Annotated in this window: 1 protein-coding gene; it reads left to right on the top strand. The window is 30.9% G+C overall.

All coding sequences use genetic code 11. The features are described 5' to 3' along the window. Positions 1–523 precede the first annotated feature (523 nt). Positions 524–709, top strand: a 186-nt coding sequence (locus V3595_RS28660) for a DUF3951 domain-containing protein (protein WP_485911342.1), incomplete at its 3' end; no start/stop codon positions are given.

The following is a 709-nucleotide window of genomic DNA, read 5'->3' as shown; positions in this document are numbered from 1 at the left end:
GTGTGCTCACTTAAAATTTAACGTTGGCGCTTTGTTTTGTTCAGTTTTCAAAGAGCAATTTCACAATCGTTCTTGCGAACGGCTGTTTATTCATAATAACATCTTATTGATTAGTTGTCAACTTCTGCGAAGTTTTTAACTTATTTTAAATCGCTGTGTTTTTCAGCGACCATTTAATCTTATCATTTTCATAGTAAGAAGTCAATAGTTATTTTATTTCTTTCAGCAATCAGCCAAAAGCGATGAGGTTTTTCGTTTGTTTTAATTGGTGCTTATTTATATTAATCCTTTCCCACCATAAAGTCAATACATTTCATAATAAATAATTCCTTTTCTCAAAGTTAGATCAAGATTGGTTTCAAGGTCCGTTTTGCTAGTTGGACAGATCTGAAGGAATCCCGACAAAGCCTTAATGCTTTTTATCTTTTGAGCTGTTTTCGTAAAGTTTGTTATTTTTGAACAAAGGAATATTAGAGGATATAGTGAGATAAAGTAGTAAGTAATCTTTTTAAGGAGTGATTAAATGGCATATGCTTATACTTTATTTGTTATTTCTGTAATATGCTTTGTTTGTTATCGGCTGATAAAAAAGAAATCAGCACCTTCAAATAGATACACACCTTATGATGACATCACAATGGGAATTAAAGATGACGATATACAACAAGATAATCCAATACAGGATACTACAAATCATCACATTCAATAT

The sequence above is a fragment of the Bacillus sp. CFBP9009 genome, assembly GCF_036541465.1.
In the GTDB taxonomy this organism is placed as follows: domain Bacteria; phylum Bacillota; class Bacilli; order Bacillales; family DSM-1321; genus Peribacillus.
Note: the sequence above shows the minus strand (reverse complement) of the source record. Positions and strands in the feature narration are given on the sequence as shown.